Below are 22,394 nucleotides of genomic sequence, written 5' to 3'. Positions count from 1 at the left end.
GCCACCGGTTTTAGCGAGCGTTGAGCGGCGAAGCCTTCCGTTTCTCCAGGGGATGGCTCCGGTGCGGCTGTAAACTATCAGGTATGGTGGACTACGACCTATCCGAGTCGGCCCTGGTGAGCCTGGTCGCGCTGGCCCTGGAGGAGCAGAAGGGAATCAGGCTGGCCCCAGGGGGAGCAAGGAGCGTGGGGGAGGTGCTTTCCCGACGCACCCGCCCAGTACGGATTGAGCGAGAAGGGGATACCCTGACGGTAGACCTGAATCTGTCGGTGGACTACGGCCGCTCGCTCATCGAGTCGGCTAAGGAGGCCCAGCGGGCGGTAGCGGAAGCCATCACCGCTTCCACGGGGCTTAGGGTAAGGGCTGTAAACGTAACGGTGGTGGCGGTGGAGTACAAGGAGACCCATGCGGCGTAAGGCGCGGGAGCTAGCCTTCAAGGTGCTCTTTGAGCACGCGGTGGGAGGGGTGCCCCTCGAGGAGGCCTGGCAACACGCGCTCGAGGCCCAAACCACCGAGGAGGCCGAGCTCGAGGCAGAGCCCCTGGACGCCGAGAGCCTGGCCTTTGCCGACCGGTTGGTGCGGGGCTACCAGGCCCAGCAAGCGGTGGTAGATGAAGCGCTCAGGTCTACCATCGAGGGCTGGAGCTTCGGCCAGATGGCCCAGACCGACCTCTCGGTGCTGCGGCTGGCCACCTACGAAATGCTCTTTGAGCCTACCCCCTACCCTCCCCTCATCGAGGTAGCCGTAAAGATCGCCAAGCGCTACGGTGGGGAGGACTCCGGCCGCTTTGTCAATGGGGTGTTGGCCCGCCTCCACCGCCGGATTGAAGCAGGTGAGCTACAGGCCGCCTCCAAGCTCGAGCGGGGCTGAGAACCAACCCCCTTCACACCGGAGCCCGAACACGAGGGTTGCTGCCCCAGGGTTATCTACCCGTGCGCCAACTTTGAGGTCCAGTATGCTAAAGCTCGCCGGTCCCCCAGCAGCAGAAGCCGTCTACGAGGAGCTCCGAGCTCTTCTGAACCGGTTGCCCTACACGCCCCACCTGCGGGTGGTGCGGCTCGGAGAAGACCCCGCCTCCGTGGCCTATGTGCGCCTGAAAGACCGCCAGGCCCGACGGCTGGGCCTATCCAGCCAGGTGGACGTGTTCCCCGCATCCACCCCGCAGGAAGACCTGCTGGCCCACATCGCCCGGTTGAACCAAGACCCTGAGGTGGATGGCATCCTGGTGCAGTCGCCGCTCCCCCCCCAGGTGGACTTCAACACGGTGCTGGAGGCGATTGATCCCAAAAAGGACGTGGACGGACTTACCCCGTTGAACGCCGGACGGATCTGGATGGGCCTGGAGGCGCTCGAATCCTGCACCCCTGCAGGCGTGGTGCGGCTGTTGAAACATTACGGGATTCCCCTAGCGGGGAAGAACGCGGTGATAGTAGGCCGGAGCAACCTGGTAGGCAAGCCACTGGCCGCCCTTCTCCTCAGGGAGAACGCCACCGTAACCCTAGCCCACTCCCGCACCCAGAACCTAGCCGAGGTCTGCCGCCGCGCGGAGGTGCTGGTGGCGGCAGTGGGCAGGCCAGGGCTGATCACCCCTGAGATGGTGCGGCCCGGGGCGGTGGTGGTGGATGTGGGAATCAACCGAGTGGGGCAGGACGAAAGGGGCCGCGACATCCTGGTAGGGGACGTAGACCCCAGGGTGGCCGAGGTAGCTTCCGCGCTGAGCCCAGTGCCCGGTGGGGTAGGCCCCATGACGGTAGCCATGCTGCTTTACAACACCGTAAAAGCCGCCCTTTGGCGGCGCGGCGAACGCGCAGGTTAGAATCAGGCTGACGCGGCCTATGCACGAGTTGCTGAGCAACCAGGTGCTTTGGACAGCCGTCCTGGCCAGCGCGCTGGCCCAGCTCATAAAACTCTTCATCTACTATTGGGTTGAGAAGCGCTGGCAGTGGGAACGGCTGGCCGAAACGGGGGGCATGCCGAGCTCCCACTCAGCCACGGTGGCCGCCCTGGCTACCGGTGTAGGCCTCACCGAGGGGTTGGACAGTGCCTACTTCGCCATCGCGGTGGTGCTGGCGATTATCGTGATGTACGACGCCACCGGCATCCGCCGCGCAGCCGGGTTGCACGCTCAGCGTTTGAACGACCTGTTTGAGGAGTTTCGCGCGGTCTTTCAGCAAGGCCCCAAACCTGAACCCCTGAAGGAGCTTCTAGGGCACACCTACCTCGAGGTCGCAGTAGGGGCTTTGCTGGGGATTCTCTTTGCCTTGGCCAGCTTTGCTTTCTTCTAAGCAACCTGGCATGATGGTAGGGGAAGGGAGCCGATTATGCCTGTACGTTCTGCCAGCGCAGTCTGGAAGGGTAGCTTGAAGGAGGGCCAAGGGCACCTGAAGCTGGAAAGCGGAGTCTACGAGGGGCCCTACACCTGGGCTTCCCGTTTTGCCGATGCCGCAGGGACCAACCCCGAGGAGCTGGTGGGCGCGGCTCATGCGGGCTGCTATGCCATGTACCTCTCTGCACTCCTCACCAACCACAACACGCCCCCTGAGGAGCTCAGCGTCACAGCGCGGGTGCACTTAGGCGAGGGGCCCACGATTACGAAAATTGAGCTCGTCCTGACCGCTAAGGTGCCCGGCATAGCCCTGGAGCGATTCCTCGAGCTGGCTGAGGAAGCCAAGGCCAAGTGCCCCATCTCCAAGGCCCTGGCCGCCGTCCCAGAGGTGACCCTGGAAGCCAAGCTGGTCTAGAGCACCCCTCCCTCGGCCGCCCAGCCCCCGGCCGGGTTTGACGCCCCTTCCCAGCAAGCCGTAGACTTTTAGCGGAATGGGCCTCTGGCAGACCTCCAAAGCTGGGGAGAACCCCTAAACCCAGCGGGGTTCTCCCGGCCCAGCCTGCTGGGGCCGGGGTTTTTTTTGAGGTGCGTATGAACGCAGTGCTGCCCGACGGACGAAACCTGGAGCTCTTCCCTGGGGCCACCGCCCTCGACGTAGCCCGCTCCATCGGCCCTGGCCTGGCCAGGGCAGCGGTAGGGGCCATCGTAAACGGCGAGCTCTACGACCTTCTAAAACCCCTTCCAGACGGGGCCTCGGTGCGCATCCTAACCGAAAAAGACCCCGAGTACGCAGAGCTTTTCCGCCACACCCTGGCCCACGTGCTGGCCCAGGCCGTGCGGGAGCTCTACGCCGAGCGCGGCTTCAGACCTGAGGACGTGAAGCTGGCCATCGGACCAGTGATTGAAAACGGGTTCTACTACGACCTGGAGGCCCCCATCCCCCTACGAGAGGAAGACCTACCGGTCGTGGAGAGGAAGATGCATCGCATTGTGGCCGACGACCTCCCCCTAAGACGCTTCGTGCTCTCAAGGGAAGAGGCCCTGGCCCGCTACCGGGACATAGACCCCTACAAAACCGAGCTCATCCAGGACCTTCCCGAAGGGGAGGAGATCAGCTTCTACCAACAAGGCGACGAAAACTATGGCTTCACCGACCTCTGCCGAGGACCCCACGTGCCCAGCACAGGGCGCATTCCCCCCTACTTCAGGCTCACCGGTATTGCCGGAGCCTACTGGCGGGGGGACGCCAGCAGGCCCATGCTGCAGAGGGTTTACGGCATCGCCTTCCGCACCAAAGAGGAGCTGGAAAATTACCTATGGCAACAGGAGGAAGCCAGAAGACGGGACCACCGCAAACTGGGCCGGGAGCTCGAGCTCTTCCTCCTCGACCCTCTGGTAGGCAAGGGGTTGCCCATCTGGCTTCCCAAGGGCAACGTGCTGCGGGAGGAGCTTATCGCCTTCATGCGCGAGGAGCAACTCCGCCGAGGCTACCAGTTGGTTGCCACCCCCCACATCGGGAGCGTGGAGCTTTACAAGACCAGCGGGCACTTCCCCTACTACGCCGACAGCCAGTTCCCCCTCATGGACCTGGGCGAGCGGAACGAGAACGAGCAGTACATGCTCAAGCCCATGAACTGCCCCCATCACATCCGAATCTACGCCCACAAGCCCCGTTCCTACCGCGAGCTGCCGCTGCGCCTGGCCGAGTTCGGCACGGTCTACCGCTACGAACTCTCCGGCGAACTCAACGGCCTGACCCGGGTGCGCGGCTTCACCCAAGACGACGCCCACATCTTCTGTACCCCAGAGCAGGTCAAGGACGAGTTTTTGGGAGTGCTCGACCTGGTGCTGAAGGTCTTCACCACGCTGGGGCTTGGCAGCTACCGAGCCCGGGTTGGCGTACGGGAACCCGGCTCCGATAAGTACGTGGGTGCTGAGGAGGTCTGGAACGCCGCTGAGGGGCAAATCATTCAGGCTTGCGAGGAGGCCGGTCTGCGCTACAGCATTGAGCCAGGGGATGCGGCCTTCTATGGGCCCAAGCTCGACTTCGTGGTTAGGGATGTGCTGGGCCGGGAGTGGCAGCTCGGCACCATCCAGGTGGACTACAACCTTCCCGAGCGCTTCGGGCTTACCTACACGGGCCCAGACGGGGCCGAGCACCGCCCTGTAATGATCCACCGAGCCCCCTTCGGCTCGCTGGAACGCTTCATCGGCATCCTAATAGAACACTTCGGGGGCGACTTTCCCCTGTGGCTGGCCCCGGTGCAGGCGGTGGTGGTGCCCATCGCTGACCGGCATCATCCCTACGCCCTGCAGGTCACCCAAACCCTCAAGGCCGAAGGTTTCCGGGCCGAGGCAGACACCCGACCTGAGCGCATGAACGCCAAGGTACGCGACGCTGAACTACAGAAAATCCCCCTCATCCTGGTGGTAGGGGACAAGGAGGCCGCAGCAGGCACCGTCAATCTGCGGGAGCGTCACGTGGCCGAGCAGCGGACCCTCGAGCTGGCCGAGCTGGTCGCGGAGATGCGGCGGCGGGTCGTGGAGAGGCGATAGGCGACCCGCCACCCCCAAGCTCTAGCGGAGCACAGCCCCAAACAAAAGCCGGCCGTAGGAAGAGCCGTTGAAGGGGAAAAGGCTCTGCCCCCCTACGAACAACCCCGTATCGCGGTCAAGGGCAAACTCCACACCCGCGCTCAGGGTCAGGGCGAACTCGGCGCTGGGCAGGTTGAGACCCAGCCCACCCCCAAAGTAGGGCTTGATCCCCCGCAGGTCGCGGTCAAACTGGCCCAGATCGGGCTTGAACAGCACCTCACCGCCAACCAAAAAACGGGGACCCGAAAACACCACATCCCCGTAGATAAGGGCCACCAGGTCGCGCTGAAGGCCGGCTTCCAGACCCAAGCCAAGGCTTGGGTTGGGCACGGAGACCCTGAGCTGGAAGGCCCGCTGGGCCAACCCGATGGAGGCCATGGTCAACAACAAGAGGACGAAAACAAGGGCACGTTTCATCGCTTCACCTCCTGGGGTGCTTCACCCCAACGGGCGACACCATAGCCCAGATAGGCCTAAAATGCCAGAGGTCGCGCTCTCACGCTACGCTAAGGCCCAGCCCTTACAGTAGGCGCGTATGAAGCGCTTCCCCCTGCTTGCGCCTTCGCTGGCAGGCCTCCTCCTGAGCAGCCTGCTCATGGCGCAAGACCGCGCCCCCGCCGAGAAAATCGGCTACCTCAACCTCCAAGCAGCGGTGGAGGCCCACCCCGGGTTTAGCTGGATTCGCGAGATTCAGGCCCAGGCCCAGGCCGAGCTCAAGCCGCTACAAGAGCAGCTGCAGACCCTAGAGAGCAAGGTCTTCCTCGGCAACCCTAGCCAAGAAGACCAGCAAGCCTATCGCGCCATACAAGAAAAACTCCAGCAAACCAGCCAGAAGTGGGCTGAAAGGCAAAACATCGCCCTATCGCCCATCACTCAAGAGGTAGGACAGGTCTTGGTCCGTGTTGCTCAGCAGCAAGGGTTCGGTCTGGTATTTGATCAGGGGATCGCGGCACAAAGCGGGTTGGTGGTGTACGCCTCGAGCGAGCTAGACCTGACGCCGGCTGTGCTGGCGGGTCTGACCAAACGCTAAGGAGAATTATGAGGAACTGGACAATCCTGGCAATGGCGGCCTTTCTCCTTCTAGGGGGCACCCTCATGGCCCAAAACCGCCCCACCCCCACCCGGGTGGGCTACATAGATGCCGAAAAGGTGGTTCAGGCCCACAAGGACTTCAAAAAGGTGCAGGACATCCGCAACCAGGCTGAGCGGGAGCTCAAGCCCATCCGCGACCAAATCCAGGCCCTAGAGGCCAAAATCCGCGCTGGGAACGCCACCGCCAAGGAGCAGCAGGACTACCGCATCGCCGCGCAGAGCCTGCAGGAAGCGGGGAAGAAGTGGACCGAGCGGGCCAACACGGCCCTAAAGCCCATCACAGAAGAGATTGATAGGGTAATTGCCCGCATTGCCCAGCAACAAGGCTTCGCTATCATCCTGGACAAAAAGGTAGCGGCCACAAGCGGCCTGGTGGTCTACGCGGCGGAGGAGCTAGAGATCACCGACGCGGTCATCAAGGCCCTGCCCAAGTAAGCCAAGCCCTAGTCCAGTGCGGGGGCCCCTCCCCCGCCGGTTTTTTCCGTCTGGGCCAGCCATTGAGCCCACGTGTTACAATCGTAACCGATGGCGAAGGGAAAAACCAAAGAGGGGAAAACAAGCCAGGCTCAGAGGGAGGAGCGGCGGGACCTCGAGGCGCTCTCGCTAATCGTGCTGGGGCTTGCGTTGCTGCTGGCTGCTGCGGTCTACTTTGGCGCCAATCTGGCGGGGCAGTTGGGCAGCTTTCTGCAACGCCTCCTGCTGGGCAACCTGGGCTATCTAGCCTGGCTCCTGCCGCCCTGGGTGGCCGTGCTGGGGCTCTGGCTGATCTTGGGAAGACCCATGAGGGAATTTCTTCGCGCCACCGCCCTGGGATTGGCGGGTGGGCTTCTCACTCTGCCCCTAGCGGCCCACGCCAACCCCCACCTGGGCGGGGCTCTGGGGGCTTGGCTCCACAGCCTTCTGACCAACAGCCTGGGGAGCCTGGGTCTTGCCATTCCCCTCCTGACCCTAAGCCTGGTGGCCGACCTAGCCCTACGGAAGCGACCTGGCTTCCTGCTTGGCAGGAGCCTGCGGCGGGTGGCGCTGGCCGGGCGGCGGCTCCTGTGGGCCTATCGGCTCTCCCAGCGGGCTTCCCGGCTGTTGCGGGAGGTTAGGGCGCTGGCTGAGCGCTACCCCGAGCACAGGGCCCTAAGCGCCCTGCAAGACGAGCTGCTGCGCTTCCAGCGACACCCCTCCGACGAGGAGGGGCTTCACGGCCTGGACAAGCTGCTCTCGGATTTCCGCGCGGAGCGGGTGCGGGAGCTGGCAAGCAAGCTTGCCTCGGAGGCCAAACCCATCCCGGCCCGGCTCGAGCGTCTGGCCGCTGCGCTGGCCGCCCCCCTTCCGGGAGAAGGGCTGGCCCAGGCCCTGGAGGAGCGGCGCACGGCCTTGGTGCTGGAGATCGGCGCTCTACTGGAAAAGGCCCAGAACCTCACCCGCCAGGCCGAGCAAGCCGGACGGACCCTAAAAGGGCCCGTTGCCGTGCGGGTTCTGCTGGAGGTTCAGGAGGGTCACCGGAAGCGCCTCCTGGAGTGGCAGAACGTTGAGGAGCTGCTCCAGGACCTGGAGCGCCGGGTGGACGGCTGGCTCCGCTGGGCCGAGTGGGTAGGGGCAGCCCCAAAGGAGGCCCACCCGGCTGGGCTGCGGGTCCTCCTGGAAAAGGGCCTCGGCAGCGAACCTCCGGCCTTCGAGGTGGCCACTGCTCGAGCCCCCACCCCCCAAGAGCCTGTGCTGGACTTTGACTTCGTCTTCCCCGAGCCCAAAGGAGCAGAGATCGCCCGCAGCACCCCCAAGGCCGAGGCCCCCAAAAGCCTTCCCCAGACCCCAAGGCCGACCACCGCACTGCGGCTTCCCAGCCTCGAGCTGCTCGACCCTCCCGAGCCTCCCCGGCACGACCCTAGGGCCCTGGAGCTCATCACCCGACGCCAAGCCGAGCTCATCAACACCACCCTGGCCCATCATGGGGTGGAGGCTCGGGTGGTGGGCTGGTCGCGGGGCCCCACGGTCACCCGCTTTGAACTCGAGCCCGCCCCCGGGGAAAAAATCAGCCGCGTGCAAAACCTGCACAACGACCTAGCCCTGGCCCTGGCCGCGGGCTCGGTGCGCATTGAGGCGCCCATCCCGGGTAAGAGCGTGATTGGCCTCGAGGTGCCCAACGCCGAGCGCGAGCTGGTGCGCTTCAGTGAAGCCATTCAGTCCACTGCCTTTGCCCGCACCAAGGACACCCTGCCCATCGTGTTGGGCAAGAGCATCGACGGCGAGGTCTGGGTGCGCGACCTGGCCAAAATGCCCCACCTCCTGATTGCCGGGTCTACGGGTTCGGGCAAGTCGGTAGCGGTGAATACCCTGATCGTCAGCCTGCTCTTCAAGTACCTGCCCACCGAGCTGCGCCTCTTGATGATTGACCCCAAGATGGTCGAGCTCACCCCCTACGAAGGCATCCCCCACCTGGTGCGCCCGGTGGTCACCAACCCCGCCGATGCCGCCGGGGTGTTGCTGGGCGCGGTGGCCCACATGGAGCGGCGCTACAAGATGATGAGCCAGGTGGGGGCCCGGAACCTCGAGCAGTTCAACCAGAAGATGCGGGCCGCTGGCGACCCCACCCTGCCCTACCTGGTGATCGTGATTGACGAGCTGGCCGACCTGATGATCACCGCCCCCAAGGAAGTTGAGCAGGCCATCCTGCGCCTGGCCCAGATGGCCCGCGCGACCGGGATGCACCTGATACTGGCCACCCAGCGCCCCTCGGTGGACATCCTGACCTCCCTCATCAAGGTCAACATCCCGGCCCGCATGGCCTTCGCGGTCTCGTCGGGCTTCGACTCCCGCACCATCCTCGATACCTATGGGGCCGAGCGGCTGGTGGGGCAGGGCGACCTGCTCTTCCACCAGCCGGGCCTGCCCAAGCCAGTGCGCCTGCAGGGGCCTTTCCTCTCCGAGGCCGAGGTGCACCGCATCGCCGGTTTTCTCCGCGAGCAGAGCTTCGAGGATACCTTTGCGGCCCAGTACGGCCCCGACTTTGAGGGCCTCCCCCACCCGGTTGGGGGTGGGGGGGGCGGCGAGATTGACTTTGGCGACCCCTTGCTCAAAAGAGCTGCCGAAATCGTGATTGAGGAGGGCTACGCCTCGGTATCGAGGCTCCAGCGGCGGCTCTCGGTGGGCCATGCCCGGGCCGGCAAGCTGGTGGATGCGCTCGAGGCCATGGGCATTGTGGGGCCCCACCAGGGCAGCAAGCCCCGGGAGGTGCTGATCACCCGCGACCAACTTCCGGACTACTTTGGGGAGTAGACCTCTCCAGGAATCCCGAGGGGTTGGCCCGCGGCTGACCGGCAGTCTCTGGGTGGGGCAACCCTTCCGGTCTACCCCAAAGGGGCGGTGCAACCCGCTACGGCCCTACCCGCAGGGTGCCTAGGTCAAAGGTACCCCTGCCGTTCACCTGCAGCTGGCGCTCGAGCACGGGCTCCCCAGGGTCGCACAGGCCGTTTCCGGAATCGTCGCGGCAGGCCTTCAGCCGGTATTGGCCCGGCACCAGATACAGCTCAAAAAACCCGTTTGGAGCGGAGACCCGCCTCGGACCGGGACCGTCGAAACTCAAGGCAAACCCCCCCTTGGGCAACGTCCAGGCAAACGCCCCAGGAAGGTTCAGAAGGCCATAACCGTAAGCATCGTCCCGACCTTCCGGGCCGAGGTCGGTCGCAGTGGTCCAAAGCCGTTCCCAAGCCTCCAAGCCGGTCTGGACCTTGGCTGAAGACAGCAGCATGGCCAGCGCCGCGGCCACCTGGGGGGCAGCCTGGGAGGTGCCCATGTAGAAGCTGTAGTTGGGGAGGCCGGTGGTGTAGTCCCAGGTGGTGGAGAGAATACCCCCTCCTGGAGCGCCTCCCGGCGCGGCAATGCTCACCGAGCTGTTCTGCTGGCTGTAGGGGGCCACCCGGTGGTTCCGGTCGGTAGCGGCCACTGCAATGGCCCCGGGACAGGCTGCAGGGTAGACCAAAGCCCCAGGACGTTGCTGCTGGTAGTTACCCGCCGCGGCCACCACCAGCACCCCTCGAGCCACCGCATCCGCAACCGCCTCACACATGGCGTTGGAATAGACCGTGGAACCCAACGAGAGGTTGATGACCTGGGCAGGCTGGGGGTTAACCAGCACCTGCCCCCCCCGTTCGACCGGTATTCCCGCGGCGTAGCGCACCGCCAAGGCCACGCTCTCAAAGGTGCCGTTCCCCAGGGTATCCAGCACCCGTAAGGGCAACACCTTCACGGGGGCGTTGTAGGCCATCCCCACCACCCCCGAGGCAGAGCAGGTGGGGCAGGGCGGGAGGAAGTTCCCGCTGTTGGCGACGATGATACCGGTCACGTGGGTCCCATGGCTTCCACCGCTGGGAAAACCTTGGTCGCAAGGGTCGGTGGGGTCAGGGTCGCCCACCCCCCCAGGAAGGGGGCTGCCGCAAGGGTTGTTGGGGTCTGCAGAGTCGCCCACAAAGTCGTAGGCCCCCTCCCCTGGCCCCCAGAGCCGTCCTGACAGGTCGGGGTGGTCGTAGCGCACCCCGGTGTCCACGACAGCCACGGTAACCGGTCTGCTGTAGGTCTGAAGGTAGGTAAAACGCGCACCCGTGCTGCGCAGGTGCCACTGCTCAGGATAGTACTGGTCGGTGGGCTCCCCAAGGACCTGCACACTGCCGTTGATCTCGGCCCACTCCACCCTGGGGTCAAGCCGTAAGCGCTCCAGGAGGGCCTCCGGCCGGTCGGCCTGCAGGCGGGCAATGCGGCTGATGCGGTCGTGGGAGAGAAGCCGGCTTCCCTGGGGCAGAACCACCTGCCGAAGGTCGGCGCGGTACTTGACCAAAACCTCGGGCCGCCCTGTCGCTGTGGCCTGGGAACGCACCTCCCTGCTGGACAGCCCCCCAGTCCCCTGGGCCTGAGGCACCCCCGCCTCCTCTACCCGGCCCACTACCCGCACCAACGACAGGCGCACCGCAATGCTCCCATGCACATCCCCCGAGAGGAGCAGGCCCCCGAGGTACTCGGCCTGGTCGTCCGTCTCCCCTTCAAAGTGGGCCCTGAGCTCCACCGTGCGGGGACCAACCCCCTGGGACGGGCTAACCGAAAGCCAGCTATCTAGGGAGTCCAACCGCCAAGCCACGTTCGAGCCAACCCGCAGCGCGAAAGAGCCCCGGGTTCCTTCCATCACCACTTCGCGAGGAATGGAGGGGGCAGCCCCCAAGGAAGCACAGGCCGCGCACAGGGGCAGAAGGGTCACCCACAGGACACGCACAGCTCCAGGCTACCCCCCTGGAGAGCAGAGTCAAGCCGCTTCAACCCGAGAAGGCCGCATCCGGCGGTGCTCCAGGTAACGCTCGAGCAGGAACATCAGCAGGGCTAGGGCAAGAAGGAGCTCCCGCAGGTCAAGGTTCTTCCGCTGAGGGAGGCGCCTAAGCTCCGATACATCGGTCAAAAGACGGCCTCCGCTGGCCTCCGAGAGGCGCTTTAGGTTCTCCCGGCCATCCTCCAGCCGCCACTCAGGCAGGCTAGGCAGTGCTAGACGCAAGCGGGGCCGCTCATTCTCCAAGACTACCGCCTCCCCCAACGCCCCCTCCGGCAAGCGGGCCTCGTAGCGCAGGGGGCCAACGGGTGCCAAGGGTTGCTCCAGGCCTCCGGCCCGGAGCCTTGGGCGCTCAAACTGCCCCTCCAGGACCACCCGCACCGCTCCAGGCTCCCGCACCGCTTGCACCCGGGGGCGGGCCGGGGTCTGGGCAAGCCAGCGCAGGAGCTCCCCCATTAGGCTCGAGGCGCCCTCCCAGCCCTTCCAGGAACGCGAGAGGTCGGTGGCTAGAGCCGCCACCCGCCCCCGGCCGCTCTCCCCCACCGCCAGCACCACCCCCTCCCCGCTCGTCAGCACCGCCTGGGCCCAGGGCTTGGCCTTGGCCGGCAACAGCACCGAGAGGGGGGGCGGACTCAGCCCTCGAGCAATCGGATGAAAACCCACCGCCACCGGAAAGCGACCCTCCAACGCCTCGCGGCGAAAGGTCCGCTGGGCCTCCTCCAGGAAGAAACGGGGAAGGTCTTGGGGGCTGGGCACATCCCAAAAAGTACCCCCGCCGGCCCGGGCCAGTTCCCGCAGGAACTGACGGTCGGCGTCGGCCCCAATGGCCACCGTGCTGGTCTTGATTTTCGGGCTAGCGTTGCGGGCCGCATCGAAGAGGTCGGGGGTCACATCGGCGGCCAGCCCGTCGGTGAGGGCGAGGACTTGCTTGGAGTCGGTGGGCACCCCTTCCAGGGCGTCCAGCGCCTCCAGGTAGGCCCGGCGGATCATGGTTCCGCCACCCGCCTGCACGGAGAGCAGCAGGCTTTCGGCCTCCTTGCGCCCCTGCTCGGTCATGGGGCGGGGCCGGAAGAGCCAGCGGGGCCGGTCGGAGAAGACCACCACCCCAATGTAGTCCTGCGGCCTGGCCGAACGGACCAGCTCCAAGGCCCCCACCACCGCCAAACCCAGCTTATCGGCCTCGAGCATGCTCCCGGAAACATCCAACACCAGCACAATCCCCACCCCACCCGGCTCCTCCATCGGTTCTATGGGCAGGCTATCGGCCAGGCTACTGCGTTCCCAGCCCCCGAAGAATAGCCCCCCGGGGGTAGCGGTCCAAAGCAGGCTGCCCCCCTGTTGCAGGAAACTCCCCAAAGCGTCCAGCTCAGCCGGCGAGAGGTCCCTCGCCCCCACCCCCAGGGCCACCACCTCCGCCTGGATGGGAAGGGTGATCTCCTTGCGCTCCTCCACTGCGAAACCCTGGGCCTCCAGATAGCGGGCCAGGGCAGCATCCCCCAGCACCCAGACCCGGGTGGTGTCGGCGGGGGTCAGCTCGAGCCGCGCCTCCTCCCGGCCCAGCGGGCTCTCCACCCAGGCCGAGACCGCGCTGGGCCCCTCCAGGGAAAAGCGGTAGCCCAGGCTACGCCGCCCGGGCTCCAGGGAAAGCTCCCGCTCGAGCCGGCCAGCCGGCCCCTCGAGGACAATCCGGGCCCGCACCGGTGCGGTGGCCTCCAACACCGCCCGCACCTCCACCATCTCCCCCCGCAAAGGCAGCGTCGGCCCTACCAGCGCCAGGGAAAGGTTGGGGCTGGGGGGCTGGTAGAGGCCGTAAAGCGGTACCGGCGGGGGCAGGGGGTTATCCTGGAAGAGGCCATCCGAAACCAGCACAATCTGATCAGGGTTCAGCTCCAGGGCCTGCCTCAGGGCCTCCTGTAGACGGGTACCCTCCCCCAGGTCAAGACGCCGCGCGGTGGGCGCAGCCACCAGAACCGCTCCGCTGGCAAAGGCCACGTAGCGGGCCCCGCTGAGGTTCAGCTCAGGTGCCACCCTCCAGACCGCCTCCCGGGCTGAAGGGCTCTGGTCCAGGAGGACCACCGTGCGCACCGGCCTCAGCGGCAGAGCAGGCCCCAAAGCGGCCAGCAGCAGAAGGACCACCACCCCTACGCGCAAGCCAAAGAGCACAACCCCATTATGGGGCCTTGGGAATTAGAGCGGGAAAAAACAATAGCCGCCCTCCAAGGCGGCTTCTGGTGGAGGCGGGGAGGCTCGAACTCCCGTCCAAAGACCCATCGGGCAGACATCTACGTGCGTAGTTGGTGCTTGCGTCTTGCCCAGGCTTACGCCACCAACAGCGGGCCTAGGCCCAGCCCCGATGAACTTCGCCTTTGGCTACGGGGCCTTGCCGCAGGCTAGCCGACTTTGGGTCGCCCGCTCAGCACGCCATCGGCTGGGCTTCTGAGGGGCGTCGCTGCTTAGGCAGCGAGAGCGTAGGTCTTGTTGCCAGTTATGGCTTTGCCCATTTTTACGAGGCCATGGGCTACCTCGGCACGCCGTACTGCCCTCAAGCGTCCCTGTCGAATCCAGTACGCCCCCGGGCGAAGTTTCATTCTATCAGGTCTTCCCCTCTTTATCAAGGTATGCTAATCAGCGTGAAGCTAAACCCTACCCAGCTCGAGCGTGAGACCCTCATGAAAACCCTGGGCATAGAGATTTTAGAGGCGAGCCCCCAAAAGGTGGTGGCCGCGATGGAGGTAACCCCCAGGCTTCACCAACCCTTCGGCTACCTGCACGGGGGGGCCTCGGTGGCCCTGGCCGAGACCGTGGCCAGCATCGGGGCCTACCTGGGAGCCCCTGAGGGGTACACCAGCTTTGGAATGGAGATCAACGCCAACCACCTGCGTCCTGTCCAAACGGGCAAGGTCATCGCCACCGGAACACCCCTTCACTCTGGCCGCACCACCGCGGTCTGGAGCATTGAGATCCGGGACGAGGCTGGTCGGCTGGTCTGCGTCTCCCGGTGCACCCTGGCCATCACCCCCCTGCGCGGGTCTACCTAAACCCCCTCGAGCCCCCGCAGCACCGTGGGCGTGGGTCATGAGGGGCTGCCGACGAGGGCGGTCTGGGCCGAAAGACCCACGCTCTACCCCTCCTCCAAGAACCGCGCCCGCAGCTCGGGCGTGGGCACTGCGCAGCTTGTCCGCCGGCCGAAGAGGCGGTAGCGGTTTCGCGCCACCAGCCGGTAAAGCCCGTCCCTCAGGGGCTTGGGCAGGTGGCGCAGGACGTAGAGCCAGCCGCACCCCCTCAAGCGGCGCAGAATCTCCAAGGCGGCGTCGGAGTCAAGGAAGGCCCTCCCCTCCGCAATCACCACCACGCTATCGGCCAAGGCCTGGTGTTGTGGAATCCCGTAGCGCTCGAGCAAGGCCTGGCCCACCTCGGACTGCTGCGCGGCGAAGCGGAAACAACCCTCGGGGTCGCGGCGGATGATGAAGCGCACCACCCCGTTGCACAGGTTACACACCCCGTCGAAGAGCACGATGACAGGGGCCTTCATACCTTCAGCCTAGACCAGGGCCTGCCCAAGGGGTAGCGCCCAGGTAGCGATTGCCCTGCGGTGCGCTCTGGGCCCCTCACGGGAAAGCGCCAGCCGCGCAGAAAGGTATCGGGTGCCGGGAGCCACAGCTCAGCTTGCCCTCCGACTGGACATCCCCGCGAAACCAACCCTGTGCCCCAACCGCCAGGGGCAAGCGGCGCAGAGCGCCGGTCCAGCTCCAACGCCCCACTGCTCGCAATCCTCTAAGATCGCCCGGAGGGTGCTCTGTTGACAAAGCCCGAAGGGGGCCTATAGACTCACGGCGTATGCAGGCCCACCGAGGAAAGCCCGGCCAGACCCGCTCCTTCGGGTACTCCTATTGGCCCGCGGTCCCCGTGGGGCTGGCCTAGCGGTTTTTCGCAGACAAGCTTCCGGGGACAAAACCCCCGGAAGTTTTTTTGCGAGGGAGGAAACATGCCAATTGTGCTCAAACGCGGTGCAGGCCCGGAGGAAGTGGGCTACCGGACCCTCGCGGTGGCTGAGCAGGTGAAACGCGTATGATGAAACCCCTCTTCAGCAAGGTTGGCATCTTCGGCATAGGTCTGCTGGGCGGCAGCGTAGCCCTAGGCCTGCGCGAGCGCTTCTTAGCGGAGGAGGTGCACGCCTACGACCCTGACCCCAAGGCCCTGGAGGACGCTCTAGCCCTGCAGGTGGTGGACCAGGTGCATACCGCCCCCGGGGCCTGGGTGGGGGAGCTCGAGCTAGGCGTGCTCGCCGCTCCGGTAGGGGTCCTGGTAGAGGAGGGCAGGCGGCTTGCCCGGTACGCCAACCCAAAGAGCCTTTGGATGGACGTGGGCAGCGTGAAGGGTCCGGTGGTGACGGCCCTGAGCGGGGTTCTGCCCAACTTCGTGGGCACCCACCCCATGGCTGGTAGCGAAAAGGCCGGGGTGGAGGCAGCCCACGCCGGCCTCCTGCAGAACGCGGTCTGGGTCATCAGCCCGGACGAGAAGACCCCTCCTGAGGCCCTAGGGCAGGTGCGGGCGTTGGTGGAAAACCTGGGGGCCTACCCCCTGGTAATCCCCCCGGCGCTGCACGACCGGCTGGTGGCCCGAGTCTCCCATCTCCCCTACCTGCTGGCGGTGAGCCTCAATCGGCTGGTGGCCCAGGACCCCCACCAGGAACTGCTGATGTTCCTAGCCGCAGGAGGCTTTCGCGACCTAACCCGGGTAGCTTCAGGCTCCCCGCGCATGAGCCGGGATATGGTGGTGGCCAACAAGGAGGCCCTGAAGGAGGCGGCAGAGGAGCTGCGGGGGGTACTTTTGGAGCTGGAAAGCCTCCTCGAGCAGCCCGACGCCCTGCTCGAGGTGGCCCAGGAGGCCAAGCGCACCCGCGACGCGCTGCCCATCGTCAAGCGCAGCCTGTTGCCCAGCATGCATGAACTGGTGGTGCAGGTACCCGACCGGCCAGGGCAGATCGCTCGGGTCTCCACCGCTTTGGGTGAGGCCGGCATCAACATCAAGCAATTCGAGGTGCTGGCCATCCGCGACGAAGGGGGAGCCATCCGCATGGGCTTCGCCACCGAGGAGGAGCGCGAACAGGCGCGGCAGATCCTGCAGGGCATCGGCTACCGGGTGCGCTGAACAGCCCAGCGGCATCCGGACCAGCCCCTGGACCCGCTCTACCGCCACACAGCAAACTCCGCGCTCCAGCTGAAAATCCACACCCAACAGCACCAGGACAGCGGCCAAGGCCCCCAAGCCCCATCATCCTGGGACAAAATCAAAAACCACCAGCTCGGCCGGGGCGTTTACCCGCAGGGGCAGGAGCGTAACCCCCAGTCCACGCGAGACAAACCCGTGCACCGGGGGAGAACCCGGGCTGTAACCGGGGCTGTAAAACCCCCCTAGGTAACTCTGCCCGTAGTAGGAGGGGGTCCAAGGCGCCCCCAGGCCCGGTAGGTAGACCTGCCCCCCATGGGTGTGGCCGCTCAGCACCAGGGAAACCGGAAAGCCGTAGTAGAAATCCCAGTAGTCGGGGTTGTGGGCTAGGGCCAGGCTGGCCCGGCCTGGCCGGTACCCTGCCAGCGCCGCCTTGGGGTCAGCCTCCCCGGCCCAGTAGTCGTCCACCCCACTCAGGTACAGGTCGTCCCGCACCCAAAGCCCCCGGTTGGAAAGGGGCTCCACCCCATAGCGAGGTAGCTCCTTTGCCAGTCGGCTCTTTATCTCAGGCAGGCTGTTGTCGTGATTGCCCCAAACAGCGTAGACCCCCAATGGGGCGCGGAGCTGGCCCAGCGCCTCGAGCAGGCCCTCGAGGCCCGGGGTTGCCGCCCGGTACAGCATGCCCAGGCCCGGTAGGCGCACCCCTGCATCCACCAGGTCACCGGTGATCACCACCAAGTCCGGGTTTTGCCCGTTGGCCGCCGCCACCCAGGCGCGCACCGCCCCTGCGGGCACCAGAGCCCCGTAGTGCAGGTCACTCATCTGCACCACCCGAAGCGGCCTCTCCAGGCCCGACAAAACCCACCGGTGCCGGTTGACTTCAAAGCGGCAGGCCCACTCTCGAGCCCAGACCAGCCCTACCCCCCCTGCGCCTAACCCCAAAAGGGCGAGCAGCCGGCGGCGGGAGAACATCGTTAGCCCTTGTTCTTCTTGCGCTCCTCACGCTCCAAACGCCGCCGCTCTGCCCGGCTCAGCCCAGCATAGGCCGAGGAGCGAGGCGAACGGCGCACGGTGAAGGGGTCAGAGGGAGGCAAGGGCGCTCCACGTTCCACCTCTGGGGCAACCGGTGCTGGGACGGGCTGGCGGTTCACCTCCACCTGGAGGCGGAAGAGGAACCGGGTCACCTCGCTTTTGATGCTGGCGATCATCTCGTTGAAGAAGCGGGTGCCCTCGAGCTTGTACTCCTGGAAGGGGTCGCGCTGGCCGTATCCGCGCAGAAAAATGCCCTGCTTGAGCACGTCCATGTTGTGCAGGTGCTCTTTCCAGGCGTTGTCCACCACTTGCAGGGTTACAAAGCGCTCCACCGCCCGAGCCAGCCCCGGCCCTTGGGCGTTGAGCTCAGCCTCACGGGCCTCGTAGGCGGCCCTGGCGGCTTCTACCAGCTTCTCAACCCCCTCTTCGGCCTTGAGCTTGCGCAAGCCCTCAAAATCAAATTCTCGCAGGGATGGGATGTAGTCAAGGAGGCTCGCCCGCAGGCCCTCCAGGTCCCAATCCTCGGGGTGCTGCTGGGGGTTGAGGTAGTTCGAGGCTACCCCGTCCACGGTGTCCTCGATCATCGCCAAAGCGCCCTCGCGCACCACCTCGTCGCTGCCCAAAAGCACGTTGCGCCGCTGGGTATAGACCACCTCCCGCTGGCGGGCCATCACCTCATCCAAGCGAAGAAGCTGCTTGCGAACGTCAAAGTTGCGGTCCTCAACGCGCTTTTGTGCCCGCTCGATGGAGCGGGTCACCATCTGGTTCTCAATGGGCTCGGAGTCGTCAAAGCCCATCCGGTCCAGCATGGCGATAACCCGCTCGGAGGCGAACAGCCGCATCAGGTCGTCGTCGAAGGAAACATAGAAGCGGCTACTGCCCGGGTCACCCTGCCGACCCGAACGGCCCCGGAGCTGGTTGTCAATCCGGCGCGACTCGTGGCGCTCGGTACCGATGATGTGAAGCCCCCCCAGCTCCTTGACCCGCACCTCGTCGGCGGCGCAGGTATCGCGCAAGCGGCGTATCTCATCTATCACCGCTGGACGAACCCCAATCTCAGCAGCCAGCTTGAGGGCCTCTTCTTCCTCGCCCTGAACAAGCTTCTTGATGAAAAGCTCTATGCGCCACTCTGAGCGAGGCTCCAGCCCCTCCTTGCGCAGAAGGTCGGCGGCCAAGTACTCCGCATTTCCCCCCAGCTTGATGTCGGTACCCCGCCCGGCCATGTTGGTAGCAATGGTCACGGTTTTGCTCCGCCCGGCCTGGGCCACGATCTCCGACTCCTTCTCGTGGTACTTGGCGTTCAGGACCTGGTGAGGTATGCCCTTCCGGATAAGCTCGGCGGTGTGTACGGCCCGCTTTAGGTACTCCCAGTAGGTGCGGATGTTCCCTTTAGGCGGTATGAGAGGCTCATAGGCCTCCAAATCAGCCTCCCTCAGGTTCCCCGGGCGCCCCAGGGTCTTCTTGAGCTTATCCCACTCCTCGCCGGACTGCTTCTCAAGCGCCTTCAAAAGCAGCTGAGCACGCGCCTCCAGCCGTGGCAGGAAGTGGCGGACATCCTTAAGCATGGCCGAAAGCCGCTCGGACTTCTCCACCGAAATGGTGCCCACCAGAACCGGCTGGCCCCTTTCGTACTTCTCAGCAATCTCCTCCACCACCGCAAAGAACTTTCCCCTCTCGGTGCGGTAGACCACATCGGGGTAGTCCTTGCGAATCACCGGCCGGTTGGTGGGGATGCTCACCACATCCATCCCGTAGATTTCCTGAAACTCCTTCTCCTCGGTCTTGGCGGTGCCGGTCATCCCGGCAGTCTTCTCAAACAGGCGGAAGAAGTTTTGGTAGGTGATGGTGGCCAGGGTCTGGTTCTCTCGCTCAATCCTGACCCCTTCCTTGGCCTCGATGGCCTGGTGCAGCCCCTCACCAAAGCGACGGCCCGGCTGCAGGCGGCCGGTGAACTCGTCCACAATGATGACCTGTCCATCTTGGACGATGTACTCCCGGTCGCGGAAATAGAGCTCCTTGGCCCGGATGGCCTGGATAAGCATGTGAGCCAGCTCCATGTTCTCGGTGTTGAAAAGCCCCTCCACACCCAGGAGCTTCTCCGCCTTGGCAATGCCGCGGAGGGTAAGGTGGACCGCTTTTTGCTTTTCTTCAACGATATAGTCCCCCGTGGGCTCAGCCTTGCTGCCCACTGGGGGTTTTTCCCCCCGCTCGAGCTTTCTGGCAATCTCGGCCATGCGGTAGTACATGTCGGTGGCCTTTTCCGCCGGGCCGCTGATGATGAGGGGGGTGCGGGCTTCGTCCACCAGAATGGAGTCCACCTCGTCGATGATGGCGTAGTGCAGAGGGGTATCGTGGCGCAAGACGAGCTGCTCGGGGGTAACCGCCATGTTGTCGCGCAGGTAGTCAAAGCCGAGCTCGCTGTTGGTCACGTAGGTCACGTCGCAAAGGTAGGCCCTGCGGCGCTCCTCAGGGCTCGAGTGGTTCTGCACTACCCCCACCGTAAGGCCCAACCCCCGGTAAATCGGGCCCATCCACTCCGCGTCGCGCCGGGCCAAGTAGTCGTTGACCGTGACCAGGTGCACCCCCTTACCGGCAAGGGCGTTGAGGGTCACCGCCAAGGTAGCCACCAGGGTCTTGCCTTCCCCGGTCTTCATCTCAGCAATTTTGCCCTCGTGCAGCACCGCCCCCCCGATGAGCTGCACGTCGTAGTGGCGAAGCCCCAGATAGCGCTTGGAGGCCTCGCGGGTAAGGGCAAAAACGCGGGGCAGGAGCTCCTCTAGGCTGGCCCCATTCCTGTGGGCCTCGCGCAACCGCGCGTACTCCGCGGCAAGGTCTTGGATGCGCGAGACTTCTTCCTCGAGCGCGTTCACAGGCCCCACCACGGTCTTCCAGTAGCGGGCTACCTTGCGCTCATTGTTGTCCAGCAGTCTACCAATCCAGGCCAGCATAACCAAATGCGATTCTACCCCTTTCGGATGAGAATGGCTGCGGGTTCCAGCCAACGACCAAAAAAACACGGCCCAACGGGCCGTGGGAAGGGGGGAAGCTTCGCTTAGAAGCGCACGTAGGGCTTTATGCTAGCCCAGAGTTTGGGGCCGATACCTTTGACCTTAGCCCGCAGCTCCTGAGCGTTTTTGTATGGGCGGTGCTGGATGATCTGCGCAGCTAACTTGGGGCCCACCCCGGGAAGGGTCTCGAGCTGGGCCAAGGTCGCGGTGTTGACGTTAACCGGGGCAATCTTTTGGGTGCTTTTCTGGGCAGTGGGATGAGCGCTTGGGGTGGGGGCCGGGTTGGCCAGCGCACCTCCAGCCAGGGCAACCAGGGCCAACAGGGCAATCAAGGACTGCTTGAACGCTTTCATACACTCACCTCCTGGGGTCCTTCCGACCACCGGCCCCATCCTGCAAAACAGGGCTGAAGCCAAGCTGAAGCGGCAGGACCAGCCGGGCCTGAGCAAAGGAACCCAGGCGCAGCTCAAAGCGTCCCCCCAGGCTCTGGGCCACCGTCCGCACCACCCGAAGGCCCAGCCCTTCTGAAGGGACCCTCTGCCCTGTAGCGGTGGCGTTGGTCACCTCGAGCCAGGCCCCCTCCCCATCCACGCCGCAGAACAGGCCCACCTCCCCAGGCCGGCCGTGCCAAAGGGCATTGGAAAGGAGGTTGCTTATAGCCTGCTCGAGCAGCCCTGGATCAGCGAAGACCCAGGCCGTATTGACCTCCAACCGAAGATCGAAGCCTCGCTCCAAAGCCAGCGGCTGAAAGCGGTCGTAGACCTCCCGCAACAGGTCGGCTAGGTCAAGGGTCTGCGGCCTCACCTCGCCCGCCTCAGCCCGCGAGAGGGCCAGCAGGTTTTGGGTCAGGTGCTCGAGCCGCAGCGCCTGCCGGTGCAATCGCGCTATCTGGGCAGAGTCCAGCACGCCCTGAAGCATCGCCGTCTCCAGGCCAGCCCGGAAAGCAGCAATGGGCGTGCGCAGTTCGTGGGCTGCAAAAGCCAAAAACTGCTGTTCCCAACGCCGCTGTTCCCGCAACCGCCCCAACAGCTCGGCAAAGCTACGGGCCAGTTCGGCTACCTCGTCCTGCCCCTGGAGCAAGGGCACCCCAGCACCCTCGGAGAAACCCCTGGTGGCCTGGGCAAGCCGCTCCAGGTCCATCAAGGCCCGCCCTGCCCAAAACCAGGCTACACCCCCTGCCATCAACCCTAGCAAAGCCCCCAATGGGGCGGCTAATTCAACGTAGAGCACAAGGGAATTTCGCAAGGGAGCCAAGGGCCGGGCCACCTGCACGGTAAGCCCCTGGGCTGAGAGGGTGTGCACCCGCCATCCGTCCACGCTGGCTCTTCCCCACCCCCTTCTTAACCCGGACTCATCCAAAGGCTCAGGAACATCCAGCGCTCCACCGGCGTAAAGGAGCCTTCCATCCTTATAGATAAGGGCTGAACTGACGCCCTCTTCCTGAGCAAGCTCATCCTCAACCTCCGGGGGCAGATGGTGCCTAGGGTCCGCCAAGGCAGCCTTTAGCAGGCTATGGGCTAGCGAGTCAAGCGCCTGGTCCATTTGGGCCAGCGCCTGCCTCTGAAGCAGAAGATATAATCCCCCCAGCCCCAAAGCGAGTCCCCCCGCGGTCAGGCTGAAGGCCAGCAGAGCCAACCGCGTGCGCAACTTCATAGGGGCTCACCCAGGCGGTAACCTAGACCCCGTACCGTTTCAATCAAGTTCTCGCGAATTCGCCGTCTGAGGTTCTTCACGTAAACCTCCACCAGGTTGGAGCTGCACTCAAAGCCCGGTCCCCAGACCCGCTCCAGTATCTCCTCACGGGTGAAAACCCGACCTGGGCTGAGCAAGAAGAGTTCCAGTACCTGGTACTCCTTAGCGCGGAGACGCACCA

General features: G+C 65.0%; 20 protein-coding genes and 1 other RNA gene. 11 read left to right on the top strand and 10 right to left on the bottom strand.

Going from position 1 to position 22,394, the window contains the following annotated elements; translation table 11 throughout:
- The first annotated feature begins 83 nt into the window (after positions 1-83).
- The 6 genes from NZ849_RS04470 to thrS all read left to right on the top strand — a co-directional run bounded on the left by NZ849_RS04470 (position 84) and on the right by thrS (position 4,882).
- On the top strand, positions 84-416 hold the full coding sequence (locus NZ849_RS04470) for an Asp23/Gls24 family envelope stress response protein (protein WP_295386735.1): 333 nt from the start codon (positions 84-86) through the stop codon (positions 414-416).
- Positions 406-870: a transcription antitermination factor NusB gene (gene nusB / locus NZ849_RS04465; RefSeq protein ID WP_295386738.1), complete on the top strand. Its 465-nt coding sequence runs from the start codon at positions 406-408 to the stop codon at positions 868-870. The genes NZ849_RS04470 and nusB overlap by 11 nt, the downstream gene beginning before the upstream one ends.
- Positions 871-955: 85 nt before the next feature.
- Positions 956-1,816 carry a bifunctional methylenetetrahydrofolate dehydrogenase/methenyltetrahydrofolate cyclohydrolase FolD gene (folD, locus tag NZ849_RS04460; RefSeq protein ID WP_295386741.1) on the top strand — a complete coding sequence of 287 codons (861 nt, stop codon included), beginning with the start codon at positions 956-958 and terminating at the stop codon, positions 1,814-1,816.
- Between the two features lie 19 nt (positions 1,817-1,835).
- Complete coding sequence (locus NZ849_RS04455; RefSeq protein WP_295386744.1) at positions 1,836-2,285, top strand: divergent PAP2 family protein; 450 nt, start codon at positions 1,836-1,838, stop codon at positions 2,283-2,285.
- Between the two features lie 36 nt (positions 2,286-2,321).
- Positions 2,322-2,741, top strand: coding sequence for an OsmC family protein (locus tag NZ849_RS04450; protein ID WP_295386747.1), 420 nt, complete (start codon positions 2,322-2,324; stop codon positions 2,739-2,741).
- 176 nt (positions 2,742-2,917) lie between these two features.
- Positions 2,918-4,882 carry a threonine--tRNA ligase gene (gene thrS / locus NZ849_RS04445; RefSeq protein WP_295404647.1) on the top strand — a complete coding sequence of 655 codons (1,965 nt, stop codon included), beginning with the start codon at positions 2,918-2,920 and terminating at the stop codon, positions 4,880-4,882.
- 21 nt (positions 4,883-4,903) lie between these two features.
- On the opposite strand, the gene NZ849_RS04440 is transcribed toward thrS, so the two are convergent.
- Positions 4,904-5,338, bottom strand: coding sequence for a hypothetical protein (locus NZ849_RS04440; protein WP_295386753.1), 435 nt, complete (start codon positions 5,336-5,338; stop codon positions 4,904-4,906).
- Between the two features lie 118 nt (positions 5,339-5,456).
- Between NZ849_RS04440 and NZ849_RS04435 the strand changes: the two genes are divergently transcribed.
- The 3 genes from NZ849_RS04435 (at position 5,457) to NZ849_RS04425 (ending at position 9,280) form a co-directional block, all read left to right on the top strand.
- Positions 5,457-5,951 carry an OmpH family outer membrane protein gene (locus NZ849_RS04435; protein ID WP_295386756.1) on the top strand — a complete coding sequence of 165 codons (495 nt, stop codon included), beginning with the start codon at positions 5,457-5,459 and terminating at the stop codon, positions 5,949-5,951.
- 8 nt (positions 5,952-5,959) lie between these two features.
- Positions 5,960-6,448 carry an OmpH family outer membrane protein gene (locus NZ849_RS04430; protein ID WP_295386759.1) on the top strand — a complete coding sequence of 163 codons (489 nt, stop codon included), beginning with the start codon at positions 5,960-5,962 and terminating at the stop codon, positions 6,446-6,448.
- Between the two features lie 90 nt (positions 6,449-6,538).
- On the top strand, positions 6,539-9,280 hold the full coding sequence (locus tag NZ849_RS04425; protein ID WP_295404644.1) for a DNA translocase FtsK: 2,742 nt from the start codon (positions 6,539-6,541) through the stop codon (positions 9,278-9,280).
- Positions 9,281-9,377: 97 nt separating this feature from the next.
- On the opposite strand, the gene NZ849_RS04420 is transcribed toward NZ849_RS04425, so the two are convergent.
- The 3 genes from NZ849_RS04420 to ssrA form a co-directional block, all read right to left on the bottom strand.
- Complete coding sequence (locus NZ849_RS04420; RefSeq protein ID WP_295404641.1) at positions 9,378-11,264, bottom strand: S8 family serine peptidase; 1,887 nt, start codon at positions 11,262-11,264, stop codon at positions 9,378-9,380.
- Between the two features lie 30 nt (positions 11,265-11,294).
- Positions 11,295-13,475, bottom strand: a complete 2,181-nt coding sequence (locus NZ849_RS04415; protein WP_295404637.1) for a VWA domain-containing protein — start codon at positions 13,473-13,475, stop codon at positions 11,295-11,297.
- 66 nt (positions 13,476-13,541) lie between these two features.
- Positions 13,542-13,886: a transfer-messenger RNA gene (gene ssrA, locus NZ849_RS04410) on the bottom strand.
- Positions 13,887-13,981: 95 nt separating this feature from the next.
- On the opposite strand from ssrA, the gene NZ849_RS04405 reads away from it, so the two are divergent.
- On the top strand, positions 13,982-14,350 hold the full coding sequence (locus tag NZ849_RS04405) for a hotdog fold thioesterase (RefSeq protein WP_295404650.1): 369 nt from the start codon (positions 13,982-13,984) through the stop codon (positions 14,348-14,350).
- Between the two features lie 83 nt (positions 14,351-14,433).
- On the opposite strand, the gene NZ849_RS04400 is transcribed toward NZ849_RS04405, so the two are convergent.
- A complete protein-coding gene (locus NZ849_RS04400) occupies positions 14,434-14,844 on the bottom strand; it encodes a thiol-disulfide oxidoreductase DCC family protein (RefSeq protein ID WP_295404632.1) in 411 nt (136 codons plus the stop codon).
- A 539-nt stretch (positions 14,845-15,383) separates the two neighbouring features.
- Here NZ849_RS04400 and NZ849_RS04395 point away from each other — a divergent pair.
- A complete protein-coding gene (locus NZ849_RS04395; RefSeq protein ID WP_295404629.1) occupies positions 15,384-16,463 on the top strand; it encodes a prephenate dehydrogenase/arogenate dehydrogenase family protein in 1,080 nt (359 codons plus the stop codon).
- 123 nt (positions 16,464-16,586) lie between these two features.
- Here the strand turns inward: NZ849_RS04395 and NZ849_RS04390 are convergent, their stop codons facing one another.
- From NZ849_RS04390 to NZ849_RS04370, 5 genes are all read right to left on the bottom strand, one after another.
- The gene (locus tag NZ849_RS04390) at positions 16,587-17,453 is read right to left on the bottom strand and encodes a metallophosphoesterase (protein ID WP_295404625.1); all 867 of its coding nucleotides are present in this window, start codon (positions 17,451-17,453) and stop codon (positions 16,587-16,589) included.
- Positions 17,454-17,455: 2 nt separating this feature from the next.
- Entirely contained in the window at positions 17,456-20,461 is a 3,006-nt protein-coding gene (gene secA, locus NZ849_RS04385; RefSeq protein ID WP_295404622.1) for a preprotein translocase subunit SecA, read from the bottom strand.
- Between the two features lie 104 nt (positions 20,462-20,565).
- Positions 20,566-20,874, bottom strand: coding sequence for a helix-hairpin-helix domain-containing protein (locus NZ849_RS04380; RefSeq protein WP_295404619.1), 309 nt, complete (start codon positions 20,872-20,874; stop codon positions 20,566-20,568).
- A gap of 4 nt (positions 20,875-20,878) precedes the next feature.
- Positions 20,879-22,174 (bottom strand): HAMP domain-containing sensor histidine kinase, encoded by a 1,296-nt coding sequence (locus tag NZ849_RS04375; protein WP_295404616.1) that lies wholly within the window; start codon positions 22,172-22,174, stop codon positions 20,879-20,881.
- Positions 22,171-22,394: winged helix-turn-helix domain-containing protein (locus NZ849_RS04370; protein ID WP_295404613.1), on the bottom strand; the 224-nt coding region annotated here is incomplete at its 5' end. The genes NZ849_RS04370 and NZ849_RS04375, both read right to left, overlap by 4 nt.

Source organism: Meiothermus sp. (genome assembly GCF_025060375.1).
Classification (GTDB): domain Bacteria; phylum Deinococcota; class Deinococci; order Deinococcales; family Thermaceae; genus Meiothermus.
This window is presented reverse-complemented; position numbering and strand designations above follow the sequence as displayed.